This window comes from Streptomyces sp. NPDC005263 (assembly GCF_042872365.1).
Lineage (GTDB): Bacteria > Actinomycetota > Actinomycetes > Streptomycetales > Streptomycetaceae > Streptomyces.
On sequence record NZ_JBIAKJ010000023.1, the window covers coordinates 18,107 to 33,346 of the forward strand.

Annotated in this window: 16 protein-coding genes and 3 pseudogenes; 14 read left to right on the forward strand and 5 right to left on the reverse strand. The window is 68.0% G+C overall.

What is annotated here, in order from left to right:
- Positions 1 to 29 precede the first annotated feature (29 nt).
- From ACFYRY_RS42360 to ACFYRY_RS42375, 4 genes are all read left to right on the forward strand, one after another.
- Positions 30 to 1,229, forward strand: a complete 1,200-nt coding sequence (locus tag ACFYRY_RS42360; protein WP_389158691.1) for a CaiB/BaiF CoA transferase family protein — start codon at positions 30 to 32, stop codon at positions 1,227 to 1,229.
- Between the two features lie 43 nt (positions 1,230 to 1,272).
- Entirely contained in the window at positions 1,273 to 2,442 is a 1,170-nt protein-coding gene (locus ACFYRY_RS42365; RefSeq protein WP_389158694.1) for an acyl-CoA dehydrogenase family protein, read from the forward strand.
- A gap of 242 nt (positions 2,443 to 2,684) precedes the next feature.
- Positions 2,685 to 2,870, forward strand: coding sequence for a glycoside hydrolase family 2 TIM barrel-domain containing protein (locus ACFYRY_RS42370; RefSeq protein ID WP_389158697.1), 186 nt, complete (start codon positions 2,685 to 2,687; stop codon positions 2,868 to 2,870).
- Positions 2,871 to 3,441: 571 nt separating this feature from the next.
- A complete protein-coding gene (locus tag ACFYRY_RS42375) occupies positions 3,442 to 3,738 on the forward strand; it encodes a hypothetical protein (RefSeq protein WP_389158700.1) in 297 nt (98 codons plus the stop codon).
- 661 nt (positions 3,739 to 4,399) lie between these two features.
- Here the strand turns inward: ACFYRY_RS42375 and ACFYRY_RS42380 are convergent.
- Complete coding sequence (locus tag ACFYRY_RS42380; RefSeq protein WP_389158703.1) at positions 4,400 to 5,029, reverse strand: TetR/AcrR family transcriptional regulator; 630 nt, start codon at positions 5,027 to 5,029, stop codon at positions 4,400 to 4,402.
- Between the two features lie 132 nt (positions 5,030 to 5,161).
- On the opposite strand from ACFYRY_RS42380, the gene ACFYRY_RS42385 reads away from it, so the two are divergent.
- The 5 genes from ACFYRY_RS42385 (at position 5,162) to ACFYRY_RS42405 (ending at position 9,874) form a co-directional block, all read left to right on the forward strand.
- Positions 5,162 to 6,613 carry an amidase gene (locus tag ACFYRY_RS42385; protein WP_389158706.1) on the forward strand — a complete coding sequence of 484 codons (1,452 nt, stop codon included), beginning with the start codon at positions 5,162 to 5,164 and terminating at the stop codon, positions 6,611 to 6,613.
- 532 nt (positions 6,614 to 7,145) lie between these two features.
- Positions 7,146 to 8,168 (forward strand): helix-turn-helix domain-containing protein, encoded by a 1,023-nt coding sequence (locus tag ACFYRY_RS42390; protein ID WP_389158708.1) that lies wholly within the window; start codon positions 7,146 to 7,148, stop codon positions 8,166 to 8,168.
- 229 nt (positions 8,169 to 8,397) lie between these two features.
- On the forward strand, positions 8,398 to 8,832 hold the full coding sequence (locus tag ACFYRY_RS42395) for a hypothetical protein (RefSeq protein WP_389158728.1): 435 nt from the start codon (positions 8,398 to 8,400) through the stop codon (positions 8,830 to 8,832).
- 12 nt (positions 8,833 to 8,844) lie between these two features.
- A complete protein-coding gene (locus tag ACFYRY_RS42400; RefSeq protein WP_389158711.1) occupies positions 8,845 to 9,321 on the forward strand; it encodes a helix-turn-helix domain-containing protein in 477 nt (158 codons plus the stop codon).
- Positions 9,322 to 9,436: 115 nt separating this feature from the next.
- Positions 9,437 to 9,874, forward strand: a complete 438-nt coding sequence (locus ACFYRY_RS42405) for a Tat pathway signal protein (RefSeq protein ID WP_384119341.1) — start codon at positions 9,437 to 9,439, stop codon at positions 9,872 to 9,874.
- Between the two features lie 435 nt (positions 9,875 to 10,309).
- Here the strand turns inward: ACFYRY_RS42405 and ACFYRY_RS42410 are convergent, their stop codons facing one another.
- Both ACFYRY_RS42410 and ACFYRY_RS42415 read right to left on the reverse strand, forming a co-directional pair.
- Complete coding sequence (locus ACFYRY_RS42410) at positions 10,310 to 10,696, reverse strand: hypothetical protein (RefSeq protein WP_389158714.1); 387 nt, start codon at positions 10,694 to 10,696, stop codon at positions 10,310 to 10,312.
- A 287-nt stretch (positions 10,697 to 10,983) separates the two neighbouring features.
- Positions 10,984 to 11,175 (reverse strand): annotated as a pseudogene (locus ACFYRY_RS42415) (IS5/IS1182 family transposase); the annotation flags it as partial.
- Between the two features lie 356 nt (positions 11,176 to 11,531).
- Here ACFYRY_RS42415 and ACFYRY_RS42420 point away from each other — a divergent pair.
- Complete coding sequence (locus tag ACFYRY_RS42420; protein ID WP_132791579.1) at positions 11,532 to 11,792, forward strand: hypothetical protein; 261 nt, start codon at positions 11,532 to 11,534, stop codon at positions 11,790 to 11,792.
- Positions 11,793 to 11,859: 67 nt separating this feature from the next.
- On the opposite strand, the gene ACFYRY_RS42425 is transcribed toward ACFYRY_RS42420, so the two are convergent.
- On the reverse strand, positions 11,860 to 12,759 hold the full coding sequence (locus ACFYRY_RS42425) for an alpha/beta fold hydrolase (protein ID WP_389158717.1): 900 nt from the start codon (positions 12,757 to 12,759) through the stop codon (positions 11,860 to 11,862).
- An 85-nt stretch (positions 12,760 to 12,844) separates the two neighbouring features.
- Here ACFYRY_RS42425 and ACFYRY_RS42430 point away from each other — a divergent pair, with 85 nt between their 5' ends.
- From ACFYRY_RS42430 to ACFYRY_RS42440, 3 genes and pseudogenes are all read left to right on the forward strand, one after another.
- Positions 12,845 to 13,435, forward strand: coding sequence for a TetR/AcrR family transcriptional regulator (locus tag ACFYRY_RS42430; RefSeq protein ID WP_123971155.1), 591 nt, complete (start codon positions 12,845 to 12,847; stop codon positions 13,433 to 13,435).
- A 170-nt stretch (positions 13,436 to 13,605) separates the two neighbouring features.
- A pseudogene (locus tag ACFYRY_RS42435) lies at positions 13,606 to 13,950 on the forward strand (transposase family protein); the annotation flags it as partial.
- A gap of 260 nt (positions 13,951 to 14,210) precedes the next feature.
- On the forward strand, positions 14,211 to 14,831 hold the full coding sequence (locus ACFYRY_RS42440) for an ISAs1 family transposase (protein WP_389158731.1): 621 nt from the start codon (positions 14,211 to 14,213) through the stop codon (positions 14,829 to 14,831).
- A gap of 13 nt (positions 14,832 to 14,844) precedes the next feature.
- Here the strand turns inward: ACFYRY_RS42440 and ACFYRY_RS42445 are convergent.
- A pseudogene (locus ACFYRY_RS42445) lies at positions 14,845 to 14,958 on the reverse strand (IS5/IS1182 family transposase); the annotation flags it as partial.
- Between the two features lie 87 nt (positions 14,959 to 15,045).
- On the opposite strand from ACFYRY_RS42445, the gene ACFYRY_RS42450 reads away from it, so the two are divergent.
- Positions 15,046 to 15,240 (forward strand): transposase (locus ACFYRY_RS42450; protein WP_389158720.1); only part of this gene is annotated, 195 nt, incomplete at its 3' end.

Genomic DNA, 15,240 nt, shown 5'->3' on the forward strand with positions numbered 1-15,240 from the left:
ACGGGACCGCACCCTCTGGAGAGCACTTCATGTCCGAGCACCCCGAAGCACTGCCGCTCGCCGGCATCACCGTCGTCAGTATCGAGCAGGCGGTGGCCGCTCCCTTCGCCACCCGCCAGCTCGCCGACCTCGGCGCACGGGTGATCAAGGTGGAGCGGCCGGGCGGGGGCGACTTCGCCCGCCGGTACGACACCACGGTGCACGGCCAGTCCAGCTACTTCGTGTGGCTCAACCGGTCGAAGGAGTCCATCACCCTCGACCTGAAGTCGGACGCGGGAGGGGGCGTCCTGGAGCAACTGCTAGCCGGGGCCGACGTGTTCGTACAGAACCTGGCACCAGGTGCGGCGAGCAGGATGGGCCTGGGCGCCGAGGCCCTCGCCGAGCGCTTCCCTTCGCTGATCCCGTGCTCGATCTCCGGCTACGGCTCCACCGGCCCCTGGGCGGACCGTAAGGCGTACGACCTGCTGGTGCAGTGCCAGACCGGCCTGGTCTCCCTCACCGGCAACGAACACGGCTCCGCCCGGGTGGGGGTTTCGATCGCCGACGTCGCCGCCGGCATGTACGCCTACTCCGGCATCCTCACCGCCCTCTTCACCCGGGCCGCCACCGGAGTCGCCCGTGCCGTGGAGGTCTCCCTGTTCGAGGCACTGGCCGAGTGGATGAACCAACCCGCCTACTACACCCGCTACTTCGGCATCCAGCCGCCCCGCATCGGCACCCAGCACGCCACCATCGCCCCCTACGGCGCTTACGCCGCAGCCGACGGCAAGGACGTGTTGTTCTCCATCCAGAACGAGCGGGAATGGGCCGCCCTGTGCGAGCGGTTCCTGGGCCAGCCGGGGCTCGTCACGGATCCGCGCTTCGCCACCGGCTCGGCCCGGGTCGCCCACCGCGAGCAGCTGAACGCGATCGTGGCCGAACGGTTCGGTGAACTGGACAGCCACGAGGCGACGAAGCTGCTGGACGCGGCCGGCATCGCCAGCGCCGGGGTGAACGACATGAACGAGTTCCTGGCGCACCCGGTGCTCAGCGGCCGGGACCGCTGGCGGGACGTACGGATCCCCGGCGGAGCCGTGGTGCCCGCGCTGCTGCCGCCGGTGGACCTGACCGGTACGGCCCCGCGCATGGACGCCGTCCCCGCAGCCGGGGAACACACCGACACCATCCTGGCCGACCTGGGATACAGCCCGGCCGACATCGACGGCCTGAAGGCAGAGCACGTCACCTGAACCGCCCTTCGCCACCTGTCAGTTCAGCAAGGAGCATCGCCGCATGAGCACTCTCGACGTCCTGTCCGAGGACGAACAGTTCATCGTCCGTACCGTGCACGACTTCGTCGACAAGGAGGTGAAGCCCGTCGTTCAGGAGCTGGAGCACGCGGGCACCTACCCCGAGGCCCTGATCGAGCAGATGAAGACCCTCGGTATCTTCGGCCTCGCCGTCCCCGAGGAGTACGGCGGCACCCCGGTCTCCACCTCCTGCTACGTCCTGATCACCGAGGAGCTGGCCCGGGGCTGGATGAGTCTGGCCGGCGCGATGGGCGGCCACACCGTCGTCGCCAAGCTGCTGCTGCACTTTGGCTCCGAGGAGCAGAAGCGCCGTTACCTGCCGAAGATGGCCACCGGCGAGATCCGCGCGACCATGGCCCTGACCGAACCCGGCGGCGGCTCGGACCTGCAGGCCATGCGCACCGTCGCCCGCAAGGACGGCGACGGCGGATACGTGGTCAACGGGGCGAAGACCTGGATCACCAACTCGCGGCGCTCCGGCCTGATCGCCCTGCTGTGCAAGACCGACCCGGACGCCGCTCCGGCTCACCAGGGCATCTCGATCCTGCTCGTGGAGCACGGACCGGGGCTGACCGTCTCCCGTGACCTGCCCAAGCTCGGCTACAAGGGCGTGGAGAGCTGCGAGCTGTCCTTCGAGGACTACCGGGCCTCGGCCGACGCCGTCCTAGGCGGATTGGAAGGCAAGGGCTTCGCCCAGATGATGAAGGGCCTGGAGACCGGACGCCTCCAGGTCGCGGCCCGTGCGCTCGGGGTCGGCCGGGCGGCCTTCGAGGACGCGCTCTCCTACGCCCAGGAACGCGAGTCGTTCGGCAAGCCGATCTGGAAACACCAGTCCATCGGCAACTACCTGGCCGACATGGCCACCTCGCTCACGGCGGCCCGTCAGCTGACCCTCTACGCGGCACGGGAGGCGGACGCGGGACGCCGGGTGGACATGGAGGCCGGCATGGCCAAACTGTGCGCTTCCGAGACCGCGATGCAGATCGCCCTCAACGCCGTCCGTATCCACGGGGGTTACGGCTACTCCACCGAGTTCGACGTCGAACGCTACTTCCGCGACGCCCCGTTGATGATCGTCGGCGAGGGCACGAACGAGATTCAGCGCAATGTCATCACGGCTCAGCTCGTCAAGCGGGGAGGGCTGGACGCATGAGGATCGTCGTCAGTGTGAAAGTACATGCCCGACGCCACTGAGCAGGGTGCATCGTGAAAACTGCATGTCAGACGGCCTGGTGTGCGTAGGCGTCGGGAGGCTCGGGCAGGTCCGGAGCGGTAGCCCACCGACAAGGTCAGTCGTCAGCGGGCGACTTCCCGGTTCGTCAGCACCAGAAGGGCCCGCACCAGCGCGGTCGCCCACCTCGGTCTTCGACCGGATCGAGGGGCGTCGGCGAACACGTGTGGAACTTCGCCGACTTCCAGACCTCCCACGGCATCCACCGCGTCGACGGCAACCGCAAGAGCGTCTTCACCCGTGACCGCAGGCCCAAGGCCGCCGTACACGAACTGCGGCACCGCCGACCGGCACTGGCAGGCCGCAAGCCGTCGTCCGCTCAGCAACTGAAGGAGCGCAGAATCCCGTGAATGGAAACCAGTTGACGTCTTCAGAACGCACTTTCTGCAACCCGCTCGACATGGCCTACCGCTACCAGGACATTTCTGCAGAGGTCGATCCGGACCCGGACGAAGAAGCCACCGACGCCGACGCAGCGGACACCCGTGCCGGGTTGCACGCCAGGAGGCTGTTCGAGGCCGTGCACACCCTGACCGGATCCGGCCGGAGTTACAGCTCCGTGGCCCGGGAGCTCGGTCTGGACCCCCGCACGGTGCGCAAGTATGCCCACGCCCGCACCTGGCAGGAGGTCATGCGCCGCCCGCCCCGCAAGCCCTCCGCCTTGGCCCCCTACCGCGACGAACTGCGCAGCAAGGGCTACCTCAGGCACTACCAGCGCGTGAAGATGGCCGTTGCACCCCTGCGACGCGGGCTGCCGCTGGACCAGCCCCGCGAGCGCCCGCCGTCCCCACGTGAGGCCGCACGCTGGATCACCACCCGCCGGGACCGCCGCGGCCCTCACGTCACCCACCGCCTGCACCGGCTCCTCGAGCACTGTCCGGAACTCAACACGCCCACGACCTGGTCCGCCGGTTCGCAGCCATGCTCGACAACCGCGACGCCGCACCCCTGCCGTCCTGGCTCGACGAGCTCTCCCACAGCGGGCTGCCACCACTTACCGGTATCGCCGGACCTCTGCGTGAAGACCAGCACGCCGTCACCCAGGGGATCATCACCACCTGCAGCTCCGGCGTCAACGAAGGCCGTATCACCGACGTCAAGCTCCAGAAACGCCTGATGGCAGGACGCGCCGGTGTCCCACTCCTCCGCCACCGCGCTGTCCTGATCGCCCATCTCCGCCGCCGTTACGCGGACCGGTCGACCACGGCACCAAGATGATCTCCGCCTACGAAAATCTTGCCAGGGCCAGCTTAAGAAGCTGTTGTCTTTTCGATCTTGAGGGATGCGCGTCGAACGGGAGTCCCGACCGGGTGGTCGCAGGGACTGGGTGCATACGAACAGCGCCTCCTGAACAGCTCGTTGGTGTCGAATCACTGAGCAGCAGGAGGCCCTGGTGCAGCAGTCTTCCGCGCCGCTGGCCGGGCAGTCCAGCGCGGTCACCTGGGAGTGTCACTGCATGGCTCGCCGGTTCGGAAACGCCCGCCGACAACGGGACACGGAAGCCGTGAAGCTTCCCCTTGATCGTGGAGACCTGGAGACTGGGACGTGAGAGCCCAGAGGAAGCAGTGCCAGGTGGGAAGCAAGTACACGAATCGGTACTCGGCGGAGTACAAGCGGGACGCGATCGAGCTCGTGCGGTCGTCGGGCCGGACGGTGACAGTGGTCGGCCGCACCTCGGTCACGCGCTGAGCGCCGTCCGGGCAGTGGCCTCGGCCGCGCGCTGCCGACACTGACCCGGCAGCCGGGGAAAGCTGCGGGCCCCGGCGGTTCCCAAGGCACAGCCGTTGGCCATGGCCAAGCCTCTTCGCATGCCCCTCACGCCGGGGCAGCGGCGCGGCGCCATTCGGTGAAACACGCAGGCCAGGCCGGACGGGCGCGGTCACCGATCGTGGCCGGCCATGCCACCGGGGGCCAAGTTGCGGTCCAGGACAGCCTCGACGATCCTCACAAGCCGCTCACCCACGTGCTCGATGCTTCCGTTCTGGGCGCTCACCTGGGCCCCTTCGAGGGCGAAGGTGATCTCCGCGGCCGCCTCGTCCGGATCGGGCAGTCCGGCCCGGGCACACAGGTCAGCGATCCGGCGCGCCTGGCCGACCTTGTGGGCTTCGATCACCCGGCGCGCCGGGTGGGTGCGGTCGGGCAGCTCCGCGATGGAGTTGATGAACGGACAGCCCCGGTAGGAGATTTCTGGAAGCCCGTCGGCGATGAACCGGGCCACGCCCAGGATCTGTGCCCGGGGGTCGTCGGGGTGTGCGGCCTCCAGCCGGTCGAACGCGGCGGTGTAGTCGGCCGCGACGATCCGGAGCCACTCCTCCACCAGGGCATCTTTCGTCGCGAAGTGGCGGTACAGCGCCATCTTGGTGGTCTCGGCCCGGCTGGCGATCGCCTGGACGCCCACGTTCTTGATCCCGTCGCGGGAGAAGAGCTCTTCCGCCGCGTCGAGGATCCGCTCGCGGGGCGGCAACTTGGCCACCCTGCTCTGCCTGCTGGTTCTCTCTGTGCTCGTCATGCGGCCCCTCATCGGTCCGTTTCGGGCATTGTGCCGCCCCGAACCCCATGCTACGTTACCGAACAGTCCCACACGATACCGATCGGTATCGTGTGGGACCGAAAGGTATCGACCCTTCCCCAAGGACGGAAAATGAAGCTCTCTGAGTACGTGACCTACGACGGCATCGGCCTGGCCGACCTGGTCGCCCGTGGCGAAGTGACTCCTGCGGAACTCGCCTCGACCGCCCAGCGGGCGTCCGACGCGGTCAACCCGCAGATCAACGCCGTGGTCGAGACCTGGCCCGCACAGGACACGCCGGCTCCGGGTTCTACGCCACTGGCGGGGGTGCCCTTCCTGATCAAGGACTTGGCCGTCGCGATGGCCGGCAAGCGGGTGGAGCTGGGCAGCCGTCTCGCCGCAGGAAATGTCGCCGGGACCGACTCATCGCTCATGGCGCGCTTCCGCCGCGCCGGACTGGTCACGCTCGGACGCACCACTACCCCGGAATTCGCGTACAGCACCACCACGGAAGGCGTCCTGTACGGCGCCACCCGCAACCCCTGGGACCCGACCCGCACTCCCGGCGGCTCCAGCGGCGGCTCGGGAGCCGCCGTCGCCGCCGGCATCGTCCCCATCGCGCACGCGACCGACGCCGCCGGCTCCATCCGCGTCCCCGCCGCGAGCAACGGTCTGTTCGGACTGAAACCGACCCGCGGCCGGGTGTCCCTGGGCCCCGACGCGGACGAGGTCTTCAACGGGCTCGCCGTCCACGGCGCCGTCAGCCGTTCGGTTCGCGACAGCGCCGCGCTGCTGGACCTCATCCGGGGCCCCGAGACCGGCGACCCCTACTTCGCCCAGCAGCCGGAGCGGCCCTACGCGCAGGAGGTCACCCGCTCCCCGGGCAGCCTGCGGATCGGCCTCCTGACGCAGCCGTGGGGCGGTCGGGCTGTCGACGGCGCCATCCTCGACGCCACACTCCGCTCCGCACGACTCGCCGAGTCCCTGGGGCACCGGGTGGAAGAGGTCCAGGTCGACCTCGGCGTCGGCTGGGAGGAATTCGTCCTGGCCAACGCCCGCCTGTGGAGCGCCAACCTGGTGACTTGGATCGACGGCTTCGCAGAAGCTTTCGACCGACCCATCGACTCCACCACCGTCGAACCCGAGATGCTGGCCAGTTACTCCTACGGGCAGCGGGTCAGCGGGCCGGAGTTCGTCCACGCGCTCGCGGTGCGCAACAGCGTCGCGCGCGCGATCGGCCGGTACTTCGCCGGCTACGACCTGCTGCTGACGCCGACCCTGCCCGAACTGCCCGTGCCCCTGGGCACATACGCCAAGGGCGCCGAAGGCGCCGACGGTCTCGGCTGGCTCAAGCAGCTCTTCCACCGCTCCCCCTTCACCGCCGCGTTCAACGTCGCGGGCACCCCCGCCATGTCCGTCCCCCTGGAGACCGACCCCGCCACCGGACTCCCCATCGGCATCCAGTTCGCCGCGGGATACGGACGAGAGGACGTCCTCTTCCGCCTCGCCGGACAACTGGAACAGGCCACCCCCTGGGCACACCGCAACCCCACCGTGTGGGCGGGCAACCACAACCACGCCTGACCACGCTCCCACCCCAGTACGACGCGGGCCCCAGCGGAGGCTGCCCGAGCACGCGGCATTCCGCGGCCCGCGGGGGCCGCTGGCTCACGTTCTGCCGAAGTGGGCTGCCATCTGCGGGCTGCTCTGCGGGCCGATGCCGACAGGGCGGCTGCCGGGACCGCCTCCGCACCGGCGACGTCAGTTGCGACCCACTCCAGCCCCCGGGCGGCCAGCTGCGTCCCGTACCTTCGAGCGCGCCAACCACCCTGCGCAAAAACCGCGCCCCACCCAGCACAGTGCGCAGCACCAAACAGCCAGCTCAGCCCACGTACCAGCGATCACCCACGCCTTGGCGTCACGTAAGCCTCACCCCGGGAACAGAAAAGCCGCCCAGTACAACTGAGCAACAGCACGCCACAACCAAGATCATTAAGCAAGGCCGACAGCTACGCCATAACCCAGTCCGTCATGGTCTTTCACGCCGTACACACACAGAGCCGGCCGCCCTACCCCCGATGGCTTGATGAGGACATGATGGGAGGGGGGTGGTCACGTGATCGAGACCGTGTTGCGCAGTGAGGACCTACCGGTAGCCGATCGCTTCGCGTGGTGGCGGGAGATGACGTCGCAGACGCTCACGCCCACGGAGATCACCAGCGACCACGCCGACGACTTCCGCGCCTGCTTCCGGCTGCTGGACCTTGGGGCCGCTCAGGTGTCGGTGCTGTCCTATCCGTCATTGCGCTCGCGTCGCACGTCCGCGCTGGTGCGTCGCTCCGATCCCGAGCTGTACCACCTGGCCCTGACACGGAGAGGCCGGCAGAGCCTCTCCCATTGTCGGCGTGACGCGTCAGTTGGGGTCGGCGATCTGCTGCTGTACGACAGCTCGCACCCGAGCGACGCCTCGGCCTTCTCCGGCGACGGCGGTGCAGTCGAGGCGATCGTCGTGAACGTGCCCCGTACGGCGATTCCTCTCCCTGCGGCGAAGGTGGACCGCCTCCTCGGAGCGCCGCTGCCGGGCGACAGCGGTATGGGGGCCCTCCTGTCACAGTTCTTGACCCGCCTGGCACCTGAGTCCGACGCATGCCGGCCGCAGGACGCCATACGACTGGGCGGGCTCACCGTGGATCTGATCACCGCGTTCCTCGCGCACCACACGGACACTGAAGACGGCGTTCCACCCGAGAGCCGCCAGCAGGCGCTGATGGCGGGCATCCACTCCTTCATCGAACGCAACCTGGCCGACCCACAGTTGTCGCCCGCCGCCGTCGCCGCCTCCCACCACATCTCCGTGCGGTACCTGCACCGGCTGTTCCAGGCTCAGGGCGTCACCGTGAGCGCGTGGATCCGGCAGCGGCGCCTGGAGGGCTGCCGCCGGGACCTCGCTGATCTGCAGCTGTCCGACAAGCCCATCGGCTTCCTGGCCGCACGCTGGGGCTATGTCCACGCTTCCGAATTCACCCGCGCATTCCGCAGGGCCTACGGGATCCCGCCGAGCACGTATCGGCAAGAGGCACTCCATGGCAAACAGTGCACCGACCGCAAACTCCGGGCATCCAGGGAACCGGCGATCTGATGCCCAGATAGCAGAAAATACGGCGGCCTGCAGGCCTGCGATTCGACGTCTGGTCCTCCGTTTGGCGCGCTCGGCGGCTGATTGGGGTTAATCGGGACGTCTGCGGGTCCCTGAACGGGGCCGCGGAAACCGGGGCCCTCAGGAGAGAGGACTGGCGGGACAATGATCTGGACGGCGTTTTCGACGGAACAACCTGTCGGGGACCGAACGATTCGACGACTGGTACTCAATAGTCTCCCAGGCCCACTTTCGCACCACGATGGCCAGCGATCACCTCGATGACTTCCTCGCCGGCTCCCAGGCACTGAACCTGGGCGACATCCAGACCTTCGCGCAAAGCTACCCGCCCATGCATGCGCGCCGGACCCCGGCGATGATCCGGCAGAGCGATCCGGAACTGTGCCAACTCTGGCTCACCGTCCGTGGAGCGGTCGCATTCAGCCAATCGGGCCGGCACGTCGACGTCGGCAAGGGCGATCTAGTGCTCTACGACTCCTCCCGACCCCGTCAGGCCTGGACCGCCGCCCATGACCACCCGGACGTCTCCTCACTGATCGTGCAGATACCCCGGGCCGGACTGCCCCTGCACTCCAACACCCTCGACCGGCTCACCCTGACCCGCATCCTGGGGCAGACAGGCATCGGCGCACTGTTCCGCCACTAGCTCACCGATCTGATGAACCACGCGGCCCAGTACGAGGAATGCGACGCACCCCGCCTGGCAGGCGTCACCCTGGACCTGCTCAGCGCCATGCTCGCCCAGGCCGCCCGGACCGAGGACCTCCTGCCGCCCGAAACGCAGCACACCGTCCGCACCCGGATCAACGCGTTCATCCAACAGCACCTGGCCGATCCCGGCATCACACCGGCCGCCATCGCCGCCGCCCACCAGATCTCCGTCCGCTACCTCCACCGGCTCCACCAGGGCCAGGCGACCACAATCGCCGACGGCATACGCCGCAGCAGACTGCAACGCATCCACCGCGACCTGGCCGATCCCCGCCTAGGCGCCCGGTCCATCAGCTCGATCGCCGCACGCTGGGGCTTGCCGGAACCGACATCCCTCAGCCGCGCCTTCAAAACGCTGTACGGCATCACACCGCGTGACCACCGGCAGCAGAGCCAGCACAGCGGAATGCCGACAGTGCGCTGAGTGCCCACAGCCGGGCACGCAATGCCAACAACTCTATGAACATGTCAAGCATCATGTGCATTCACCGCTCCCCGTTCACTCACGGGGGGACAGTCACTGATCTCAGGGGATGACCATGACACGACGCTTTTCGTTCAGCGGGGCCCGTAGGAAGCTGGCGGTCGCGGCTGCCGCCGCCGGTATCGTGGTGGCCTTCTCCGGCCAGGCGCAGGCGGCCACTTACTACCAGCAGACGTCCGACGGCTGTGCGTCCGTGTACGGCGACTACAACTGGTGGCAGGTCGGAACGGCCGGCGGTTACGAGGTCTTCGACACGAGCTGGAACTTCACGATCTGGGACAACTGCTCCGACGGCAAGGGCGCGGGGCTCTACACCACGTACTACAAGTGGGAGAACGGATCCTGGAACTGGCACAGCTACACCAAGCTCGGTTCGGACAGCAACGGTGCCAACGACACTCCCGGCTACGCCAATTCGCAGGGGTACAGCGTCCGCGACGTGCGGCTGTGGGTCTGCTTCGTCGGTGACGCGTCGTCGTGTGTGATGGTCTGACAGGTTAGGGAAGCGGGCTACGGCCAGGGCGCGTTCGCGCAGCGGGACGTCCTGCCGTTCCCGCGTGGCGGCAACGCGAGCGACGGCGACCGGGCGATGGCGCGGTCGCCGTCGCTCGCGTTGCCGGTGAGAGCCGGCCAGCGGCGTAGGCGATATCGGCGGCGGAGGTCAGCTGCTGGTGGCCGACGGCATCGGTGCGGGGACGACGTCCGGGGTCACCCGTAGCAGTCGCCGTTGAATCCGGACGAAGGTGACGTCCTCAGAGGGCTCATCGGGGAGTGCCACCACGAACGCGGGGTGGTTGAGGGTCGCCGCGGCACCTGCTGTCTGCAGGCAGACCCACCAAGGGGGCAAGGCTGTCTGGTCCCTGGCGGGCGAGGTCCTGCTCCAGAGCGGTCGCGGAGCGTCATCGGGCAGGTCGCTTCACGTCTGTGATCACACTTGTTCTTGGTAGACCTTGAGTTCCTTGGGATGGAAGTTGCGGATGATTGTCCAGAATTCCTGACGGCCAAGGCCGTCGGTCCAGCGGTCGAGTTCGTCGTCCATGTCGTGGAAGAACCAGGACTCGAAGCGCTCCAGGGCCCGAAGTTGGGGGACGGGCTCGTATCGAAGTTCGCAGTGGAGCTGAATGTAATGATCATGCTCGCCGGAAGCGTCGTTGATCTCGAACTGCCGGACAAGGTCCAGCGTGAAAACGGGCGGCCCTTCGAAGGCGTGAGTCCCGTACTGGAAGAGAAGGCCATCAGCGTCGGGCGTGTTCGCGGTATCGAAGCGTTGGGAGCCGAAGCGTACGAACCTGAGCCACACCTCGTCCAAGTCCACTTCGGCGAGGGGCTGCTGTCCAGAGCTCAGCTCATGTTGAAGTCGCTCCTGGGCCCGGTCTACGGGCAGTCTCCTCGACATCCCTGTCCTTTGTGGTCTCGACGGAATCTCTGGCCTCGCGGTGATCTTCTCAGCCCGCCACACTCGCTGGCGTGATCAGGATTGGCCGCAGAGCCTGGGGCGAGACGCTATTGGAGCAGGATCATCTTGCGGAGCAGTTCGAAGCCGGCACGGCCATAGAGCTGCCTCTTGATCTTCTTGATGCGGTTCACGGCGCCTTCCGTGCCGCCGGACAGCCACGATATGGTGCGTTCGATCACCCGGCGGGGGCCCCATCGTTCGCTGGACTCGATTCCTTTGCGCACGATCCGGACTCCGATGCGCTTGCAGCGTAACCATTTCCGCAGGTCGGCACGGTCGTAGGCTTTGTCCGCGTGCATGCGCTGGTGCTTGAAGTGGCGGCCGCGGTGGGGGTCGTGTCCAGGGCTGATGCGTTCTCAGCCAGCGAGATGGCGGCCGATGACCATGGTGTAGATCATCGGGCAGGTCCGGTTCTGGCGGGATGCCGGGTTCAGCTGCGCCCACGACCGGCCCCCGCTTACGATCCGTCAGCAGGTCGGCACACCGCGAGAACGCGGGAGGGCGCGGGGGATGCAGGAGCGGCAGCGGATCACCGCCCGCCGGAGCGAACTGGATGCTCTCGCCGAGGAGTTGGGCAAGCAACTCCAGGAGGCAGGCCGAGCGGCACGAACTGGCGATCGCGGAGCGAAGTGTTGAACCGCCTGGCCGAGCAGGCCCGGGCCGATGCCGGGCTGTCGCTCCGGCATCGACGAAGGTGGCCGGGCGGGCAGTCCTGCTCATCCCGCACCGCGGCGACGCGGCCGACGAGGGCGGGCTGCCCGGCGACTACCGCAAGATCCTGGCGATCGTGCGGGAGGCGGACGGCCCGGTGCAGGTCAGGGCGGTCGGCGAGCGGCTGGGGCTGGACGCCTCGGTACACGGCAAGCTGGAACCTTTGCGGGCGAAGATGACCAAGCTCGCCGCCCGGGGCTGGCTGCACAAGCGGGGCGACGGGCGGTTCACGGCACGTCCGTAGGCGCGCGGGGCGGGCCCGTAACTGACGGCCCCCCGACGGCAATGGGGAACGCCCTCCTGCTAGAGCACTAATGGCCGCTGAAGAAGTCGGTGAGGGCGGCGGCGACGGCCTCGGGCTGCTCCTCGGGGATGTAGTGACCGGCGTCGGGCACGATGACGCCGGTCACGTTCTCGGCCCACGGGCTGATGGAGGCCGCCATATCCGGGATCGAGCCGTGGCTGCTGGAGATTCCGAGGACGGGCGCGGTCAGTCGCCGTTGCTCGAGTGCCGCGCGGTTCTTGCGCGCGGACTCGGCGGCCTCGCGGTAGTAGGCGAGGCCGGCGCGCAGGCCGCCATCGACGGCGAGGGCTGCGCCGTAGTGGTCGAGCTCTGCTTCCTCGAACGCGTCGGGCGTGAGGGACTTGGTCTTCAGGAACCAGCTGATGTACTCCCGCTCGCGGCCGGCTATCAGCGTCTCGGGAAGATCGGGCACCACGTGGAACGCGAAGTGCCAGGTCTTGAACGCCAGAGTCGGGTCGAGAGGGATCGCTTCCGGCATGGTGATACCGGGAATTCCGGCGTCGAGCAGCGCGACCCCGCGCAGTCGGCTCTCGTCGTTCAGGGCGAGGGAGAAGGCGACCCAAGCGCCGATGTCGTGCCCGGCGAGCCAGTAGTCCCGCACGCCGAGAGCGTTCACAGCGGCCTTGATGTGCGCGGCGACCGTGTGCGTGTCGTAGCTGAGCTCCGGATGCTCGGAATTGCCTTGGCCCGGCCGGTCAATCGCTATGACCCGGAACCGATCGGCGAGAGCAGGCATGACCTTTCGCCAGGCCCACCACGTCTGCGGGAACCCGGTGAGCAGGACGACGACCGGTCCGTCCGGCCGACCGCCTTCGACGGCGTGCAGGCGGACGCCGTCGGCGTCGACCCAGCGGTGCGTGAATCCGGCCAGGTCATGCAGGGGCAGGGCGGGGACGGGGTTGGTCATGGGAATCCTCCATCGAGGCGGGTGGACCGTGATTCGACGCTAGCACGTCTTGAACTGATCAGTCCAAGATGGGAGGATGGGCCGCATGGCAGGCAAGAAGCAGTTCGACATGGACACGGTGCTCGACGCCGCGATGATCCAGTTCTGGCGCTCCGGCTACGCCGACACCTCGCTTGACGACCTGTCCCGGGCGACCGGCCTGAACCGCAGCTCGATCTATTCCTCGCTCGGCGACAAGGACGCGCTCTTTCTTCGCTGCCTGGATCGCTACGCCACGCGCTACGGCGACAAGTTCGACGCCGCCCTCTCGTGCGCGGCCGAGGACCCCGTCGCTGCCGTCCGTGCGTTCTTCGATGTCACCCTGGGGCGCATCGCCGACCCCGCCGTGCCCGACGGATGCCTGATGGCCCAGTCGGTCATGGCGAGTCCGGCGCTGAGCCCGAGCGTCGCAGAGCATGTCAAAGAGTTGTTCGGCCTGCAGCGCCCGCGCCTGCGCACCGCGCTGAAGGCTGGCGGAATGTCCGACGAGAACGCCGAGGACTTCGCCGTACACGTAGCGGCCGTGAACCAGTCTCTCGCGGTGATGGGTAGGGCCGGGTCGAGCCCGGAGCAACTCCGGGCGATCGTCGGTGTGACCGTCGACGCGCTCGCGCGGGCGCTGAGACCGGTCGGATAGCTGGCATATCAAATTTCTGCCTGAGAGTCATGGGCGCTTCTCAATGTTTCGGAGGGGCAAGACAGATGGCTGATGTAGCCGGCGTCAACCTTGGCGGGTTGGAGGAGTCGTCCCTCTGGGAGTGACGGAAATATGCATCACGGAGCCCTGCACGGCGGTGACCTGCGCCGATGATCAAGGTTCTCGAAGCCTTTGATCAGAACAGGGGTCGCGTTCGCGTGCCATCCTCCCTAATCGGTGTCCTGCAGCGCCACTGCCAGGGCATCGACTCCGCCTGCCCGGATCCGGAACCGCAGCAGTTCACCTCCCTGGCGGAGACGTTGAGCCGGATACCCGATCCCCGCCGGGCCCGCGGCCGTCGCTATCACCTGGGCTCCCTGCTCGCGCTGTGCCTGGTCGCCGTGCTCGGCGGAGCCAGGTCCCTGGCCGCCATCGCCCGCTTCGCCGCCGATACCGACTCCAGCCTGCGCGAACAGCTCGGGCTCGCCTCCAGCACACCGAACGCCTCCACACTGGGACGACTCCTCGCTCGTCTGGACGGCGACGCCTTGGACGACGCCGTGGGCGCCTGGCTCGCCCGGTACGCCGCCGACCCGGTGGACGAACCCGGCGAGACACTGATCGGCCTGGCCGTCGACGGCAAGACTGTGCGTGGATCCCGCACCGATGGCATGGCCGTCCACCTGCTCGCCGCCGCGCTGCACGGCTGCCAGACCGTGATCGCCAGCGTCAAGTCGCCGCGAAGAGCAACGAGATCCCCGCCTTCGCCCCGCTGCTGGACCGGCTCGACCTGCGCGGCGTCGTCGTCACCGCCGACGCGATGCACACCCAGCGCACCCACGCCGAGCACGTCATCACCGCTGGCGGCCACTACCTCCTGGTCGTCAAGGGAAACCAGAAGAAGCTGCGCGAGCAGTTGCGGCGCCTGCCCTGGCGGGAGATCCCGCTGCAGGCCCGCACCACCGGGGCCGGGCACGGCCGCCGCGAGGTCCGCCGCCTGAAGGTCTGCACCGTCCAGCCCGGCCTGCTCTTCCCGCACGCCGTCCAGGCCATGGAGATCAAGCGCCGCCGCACCCACCGCAGGACCGGCAAGGTCCAGACGAAGACCGTCTACGCGGTCACCAGCCGGTCGCCCGAGCAGGTCCGCCCGGCACAACTCGCCCAACTCGTGCAGAACCACTGGTCGGTTGAGGCCCTGCACCACGTCAGAGACGTCACCTATAGCGAGGACGCCTCGCGAGTGCGTATCGGCACCGCACCCCGCGCCATGGCCACGCTGCGGAACCTGGCTATCGGACTCATGCGCCAAGCAGGCTGGACCAACATCGCCGCCGCAGTCGATCACTACCGGTCACGCCCCCAGCACGCAACCGCCACGCTCGGACTCACAGCTTGAGAACGCATCGCCCTGGGGTCGTGTCTCGTTTGGCGCCCTGCGGCCGCACTCTCGAGGGCGAGATCAGCGGCTTCGCGATCTCCCACAGCTCGTCCGGAACAATCCAACTCCACGTACCCCGCCCCATACCGAGATCAACGACGCCTCACCACGTAGGACACGGTCTAACAACGGCTGACACAAAGCGGTGGGTGGTTCCTGGCTGCCGTGACTGGTGCGGGAGTTGAGCGTTCGGTCTGGTGTGGTGACGTCGCCGTGGATCGTGTCGGATGAGTTGTGGGACCGCGTGGAACCGCTGCTGCCGCAGCGTGAGTGCAGGTTCCGGTATCCCGGCCGCAGGCCGTTGCCGGACCGGGATGTGCTGTGCGGGATCTTGTACGTGCTGCATACGGGGATCCAGTGGGAGTAC